Annotated in this window: 1 protein-coding gene; it reads right to left on the bottom strand. The window is 76.5% G+C overall.

What is annotated here, in order from left to right:
• Nucleotides 1-5,521 (bottom strand): SDR family NAD(P)-dependent oxidoreductase (locus tag G3I53_RS19530; protein WP_164438594.1); only part of this gene is annotated, 5,521 nt, incomplete at both ends.

Consider the following 5,521-nt stretch of genomic DNA (forward strand, 5'->3'; position numbering starts at 1 on the left):
GCTCGGGCGGGCCGGCCGGGACGGGGCGGGGACGCCGGTAGCGGACATCGACGACCGCGTCCGGCGGGACGGCCGCCGCCGTGCCGGTGCGCGGCGCCGTGCCGGTGCGCGGAGTGGCGGGCTGCGTGGCGGCGTCACGGCGGACGGCCGTCAGGTGCAGCCCCCGCACGGCGAGGACGTGGTCCCCGCCGTCGAAGACGTCCAGGTCGACGGTGCGTGAGCCCGTGGTGCCGGGCGGGGTCACGTCACGGGCGTGGACGCGGCAGCGGGCCGGGAGCGGCCGGAGACAGGTCAGTTCGGCCAGGGAGGTGGGAAGGTAGCCGGTGGTCCCGTCGAGCACGGCGAGCACCTGGAACGCGCCGTCGAGCACGGCCGGGTCGAGCCACTGACCGGGGGCGGGCGCCGCGGCCAGATCGGCCAGGCACTCCCCCGGCCCGGCCCACAGCGCCTGGAGCACCTGCAGGCCGGTGCCGTGCCGTACGCCGCCCGCGGCGAGCCGGGCGTAGACGACGGCGGGCGCCACCGCCGGGCCCACCTCTTCGGGGGTGGGTGCGGTCACCGCGAACGGTGCGGGGTCGGGCAGGGGTTCCGCACCGCCGCTCACGTAGGTCACGCCGTCGGGGCCGGTGATCGTGAACGGGACGGGAGGTGCCGGCGGGTGTCCGGCTCGGCCCTCGGTGACCACCCGGACCTCGTCCGTGTCGTCGAGTCCGAGGGGGCGCAGCCAGGTCAGTCCGGTGAACCGGACGGCGCCGGCCGGCTCGGGCAGTGCGGCGTGGACGAGCTGGGGCGCGGCGGCGCCGGGCAGGATCCGGCGGTCGCCGACGTGGTGCTCGCGGACGACGTCGCCGAGGGCGCGCAGGGAGACGGTCACGGACACCGCCGGGGAGGCCGGCGGTCCGGCGGGTGCGGTGCTGGGCGAAGGCACGGTTCCCTCCGGGGAGTCGGCCGGGGTGGCCGAAGGTGTCCCGTGCGCCCCGGGCTGGTTCTGCGGGCTCCACCAGATCCTGCGGCGCTGCTGCGGGTGTCCGGGGAAGGCGGCGACGCGGGGCGGCGTGGGCCAGCGGGCGGCCCAGTCGACGCGTTCGCCGTCGACCCACCTGCGGGCGAGGTCCGCCCAGCTCCCGGCGGATGCGTCGGCGGCCGTATCCCGGTCGGCGGAGGCCGTACCGCGCCAGGTCCCCGGCCCGGTCTCGCCCTTGGCGATCTCGGTGAGCCGGGCGGCCAGTTCGGACAGGTCGCCGCACAGCACGGCGACGCGTTCGCGGAACGCCGGGCGTCCCACCTGGCTGGTGTGGGCGAGTTCGCGCAGCCCGGTCCCGGCGGGCAGGGTGCCGGAGAGGGCGGCGGCGACGTCACCGGCGTACTGGGCCAGCAGTTCGGGCGAGCGCGCCGACAGGACGAACAGCTGCTCGGCGTCGGCCGGTCCGGCGGGCCGGGCGGGAGCAGTGGCCGGCCGGTACTCCTCCAGCACCACGTGCGCGTTGGCGCCCCCGGCACCGAAGGAACTGACCCCCGCCCTGCGCGGAGCCGGTCCGGCCTGCCAGGGCCGGAGTTCCCGCGGCAGCTCCAGGCGGTCGCCCAGGTCGATGCGGGGATTGACGCTGTCCAGGTTGGCGCACGGGGCGATGGCACCGTGGCGCAGCTGGAGCAGCACCTTGGTGAGCCCGGCGATGCCCGCGGCGGCCTCCAGGTGGCCGACGTTGGCCTTCACCGAGCCGACCGCGAGCGGACCGCTCCCCCCGCTCCCCGTGACGGACCCCGGCGGGTCGAACACGCGGCGCAGACCTGCCATTTCGATGGGGTCGCCGAGCGCGGTGCCGGTGCCGTGGGCCTCGACGTAGCCGATGGTGGCCGGGTCGACACCGGCCCGGGTGAGGGCCTCGGTGATGACCTCGGCCTGGGCGTTGGGGTTCGGCACGGTGTAACCGGACGTGCGGCCACCGGCGTTGACCGCGCTGCCCTTGACCACGGCCCAGATGTCGTCGCCGTCGGCGATGGCCCGCCGCAGGGGCTTCAGCAGGACGGCGCCGACCCCCTCGCCGGGGACGAAGCCGTCGGCGTCGGCGTCGAACACCCGGCACACGCCGTGCGGCGACAGCATGCTCAGCGAGCACAGCGAGACGAAGTGCGCGGGATGGATGATCACGTTGACCCCGCCGGCCACGGCCGTGTCGCACTCGCCGCGGCGCAGGCTCTCGCACGCCAGGTGCAGGGCCGTGAGGGACGAGGAGCAGGCCGAGTCGACCGCGTAGCTGGGCCCGGACAGGTCCAGCAGGTAGGACACGCGGTTGGCGACGGACCAGTACGAGGAGTGCGCCCCGGTCAGTTCGCCCTGCGGCCACGCGGTGGCGCCGAGCTGCCCGTAGGTGCCGTACATGACGCCCGCGAAGACACCGGTACGTCCGACCGCGCGGTCACCGAGGTGGCCGGTCTGTTCGAGGAGGTCCCAGCAGGTTTCCAGGAACAGCCGTTCCTGCGGGTCGATCTTGACGGAGTCGCGGGCCAGGATGCCGAAGAAGCCGGGGTCGAACCGGTCGACGCCGTCGATGAAGCCGCCGTTGGCGGTGTAGAGCCGGTCGGGTGTGCCGGGCCGCGGGTCGTAGAGCTCCCGCCACGCGAACCGGTCCGCCGGGACCTCGGTGACGGCGTGCTCGCCGGAGGCGAGCAGCCGCCAGAACGCGTCGAGGTCCGGTGCGCCGGGGTAGCGGCCGCTGACACCGATGACGGCGATGTCGTCGGGCCGGACGGCGGGGTCGTCGGTGGGCGGGGCGGGCGGGCCGGCCTCGGACGCGGCGATGTCAGGGCATGTCACGGGCGCGGGCCGGTCGGTACGCCCGGCGGGGACGGCGGAACCGTCGGGCTCGTCGGGCGGCGCGGACACCGTCGACGCGGCGGAATCGGTCGGCACCGCGGAAGCGGTCGGCACTGCGGAAGCGGTCGGAGCGGCGGATGCGGTCGGAGCGGCGGCCCGCTGAGGGGCTGTCGCCGCTGCCATCCGATCGGCCCGTTCCGTCCGCAGGTGGTCGGCGAGGGCGGCGATGGTCAGGTGCTCGAAGAGCAGCGTCGAGGGCAGGGGGCCGAGGTCGGCCTCGAACCGGGCCACGAGGGTGAGGCTGACCAGGGAGTCGACGCCGAACTCGTCGAACGCGGTGTGGTCGCCGAGGTTCTCCGGGTCGTGCCGCAGGACGTCGGCGAAGACGGACCGCACATACTGCCGTGCGGTGTCCGGGGTGACGGTGACCGCCGGGTCCGGCTGCCCGGCGGGGCGGGCGCGCCGGGCGGTGAGCAGGCACGGTGTCGCGGGTCCGTCCGCGGTTCCCGAGGTGCGGACCTCGACGTCGTCGAGTCCGGCAGCCCCGGCCACGGTCCGCCAGGTGGCGGGGGCGAGCAGCGGGGAGTGCGGGAGGCGCAGCTCCGCGTCCTGGTAGCGCCACCAGCCCTGGGTCAGGCCGAAGGTCAGGGTCAGGAAGTCGGAGTGGCCGGTGGTCTCGTGGACGAGGAGCAGCCCGCCGGGGCGCAGCAGCCGGGCCGCGTTGCGCAGGGCGGCGGTGACGTCCGTGGTGGCGTGCAGCACGCCCGCGACGATCACCACGTCGTGGTCGGCGCCGAGGTCCTGGGCGGCGGGGTCCTGCTCCACGTCGAGGCGGGCGAATTCCAGGGCGACGGACGGCGGGGCGTCGGGCCGCAGGGTGTCCTCGGCCTGCCGCAGGAAGGTGGGCGACAGGTCGGTGAAGGAGTAGGTGAGCGGGGCTGCGTCGGCGAGGGCGGCCAGGACGACCCGGGTGGTGGCGCCGGTGCCGGCACCGATCTCCAGGATGCGGGCACCGCTGCCGGTCGCGTCGACGTGGCGGCGGACCCGGGCGGCGAGGTCCCGGTTGGCGGCGCGTTCGGCGGGGCCTCCTCCGTAGAAGCGGGCGAGCCCGTCGGTGGAGCCGCCGGGGAACAGCACCTCGAGCGGGTTGCGGCGGCCGGCCAGGACGTCGGGGAGCGCGGCCGTGCACCGCCGCAGCAGGTCCTCCTCGGCTTCCGGTACGGCGACCGCGGGGACCGGGACGGGGCCGGTGCCGACGAGGTCGGAGCCGTCGCGGCGGACCGCCCCGGCGCGTTCCAGGACGGGCAGCAGGGCCTCGAACAGGCGTCGGTGGGCGGGCTGGACGGCGAGCCGCTGTGCCGTCGTGGCCGCCGGCAGGCGTTCGCCGGGGGCGGGCAGCGCGCCCGCGGCGGTCAGTTCGGCCGCCAGCAGGGCACCCGCGAGAGTGTCCAGGGGATCCTTCCCGGCGACGGACTCCGCTTCCTCGCTCACGGCTCCCCCGACGACGGCTTCACCGACGAAGGTGTCCTCTGCGACCGGTTTCCCGGCGGCCGCTTCCTCGACGACCAACCCGAGTTCGCGCAGGGCCCGCGGTGTCGCGCGGGCGACCAGCGCCTGCGGTGTGCGGGCGGCGAGGATCCGTTCCAGGGCGGCGAATCCGTCGGCGGGCTCGATGGAGCCCACCCCGGTCTCGGCCATCGCACGGGCCCGCCGAGGGTCGGCGACGGCACCGACGCTGCCCCAGTAGCCCCAGTTGACGACGGTCACGGGCACGGGTCCCCGGGCGTGCAGGGCGCGGCCGAGGGCGTCCTCGGCCGTGCTGGCGGCCGCGTAGGCGGCCTGGCCGGGCGAGTCGATGGCGGACACGGCCGAGGAGAACAGCACGAAGTGGTCGAGGGGTTCGTCGCGCAGGACCTCGTGCAGCACCCGGACGCCGCGGTCCTTGGCGAGCATCGCGGACCGCAGGTCGTCCGCCCCGGCGAAGGCCAGGGTCCGGTCCCGCAGGTCCAGGGCCGCGTGCACGGCCGTGGTGACCGGGCCGAACGAGGCGTGGGCCACCGCGAGCGCGGCCCGCACGTCATCGGGACGGGACACGTCGCCCTGGACGTAGCGGGCGCGTCCGCCGGCCGCTTCCACGGCGGCCAGCCGTTCGGTGACGGCGGCGTCGGTGGCGGGGCGGCGGCCGAGCCAGACGACGTCGGCGGCGGTGGTGCGGGCCAGGTGGCGGCTGAGGGCGTACCCGATGCCTCCGGCGCCGCCGGCGATCAGGTGGACGCCGCGGGGCCGCCAGGGGGACGCGGCGATCTGTCCGGTCCCGTCCGGCAGGGGACGGAACACCTGGGTGAGCCATCGGCCCGCCCGGCGGGCGAGCACGGGATGCCCGGACGGGGCACGCAGGACCGTCTCCGCGCCCGCCTCGGGTTCCACGTCTCCCGCGGTTTCCAGGTCGAGGCAGCGGACGTCCCAGCTCGGGTGTTCGGCGCGGGCGGTGCGCAGGACGCCCAGGACTCCGGCGCGGGCCGGGCAGGTGACCGCGGTCCCGGCGGCGGGCAGCGTCCCGTCGAGGACGGCGGTCAGGTCCAGGGGGCGGCGGGCGGCGGGGCCGGCCGCGAGGGCGCGGACGCAGTCGAAGACCTGCGCGACGACGGGGTCGCCGTCCGGGTCCTCCCCCGCGCCGCCGGTCAGCACCAGGTGGACGGCGTCCAC

The organism is Streptomyces sp. SID14436, assembly GCF_010548465.1.
Lineage (GTDB): Bacteria > Actinomycetota > Actinomycetes > Streptomycetales > Streptomycetaceae > Streptomyces.